Raw genomic sequence first — 450 nt, forward strand, 5'->3', positions numbered from 1 at the left:
GATGCAGGGCAGCTATCAGCAGATGCTGTCCGGCCGCACGTCGCCGTCCTGCGCGGTGAAGCGCACCCACAGCATGTACTTGTTCGCGCTCGCTTCGGGAATCACGCGCAACTCGGGCGGCACGCGCACCTGCATCAACTGTTACGTGCGGCCGGACAGCATCTGCTGATAGCTGCCCTGCATCGCCATTACCTTCGATGCTTGCCCGGATTCTCGCGCGAGGCGCAGCACGATCATCGCCGCGTCGCGCAGCGGCAGGAGCGGCATCGCCCACTTCGCGATGTCGTGGCGGCGCTGTTCGGCCGGCCACTGCTGCCATGCGTAGTACGACGGGAGATCGAACTTGCACGTGCCGCCGGGAATGACGGCGCGGCTGCGGATGCTCGCGAGCCACTCGTTGTCGATCAGATGCTGACCGGTCTTGCCTTGCATTTGCGCGAGGTTCGCGAG

The 450-nt window shown here is 65.3% G+C and carries 1 protein-coding gene; it reads right to left on the bottom strand.

All coding sequences use genetic code 11. The annotated features are described in order from the left end of the window. Positions 1 to 141: 141 nt before the first annotated feature. Positions 142 to 450 (bottom strand): cell division protein ZapD (zapD, locus tag J5M56_RS25340; RefSeq protein WP_207938102.1); only part of this gene is annotated, 309 nt, incomplete at its 5' end.

Origin of the sequence: Pseudomonas sp. 51_B, assembly GCF_017491595.1 — a bacterium.
Lineage (GTDB): Bacteria > Pseudomonadota > Gammaproteobacteria > Pseudomonadales > Pseudomonadaceae > Aquipseudomonas > Aquipseudomonas promysalinigenes.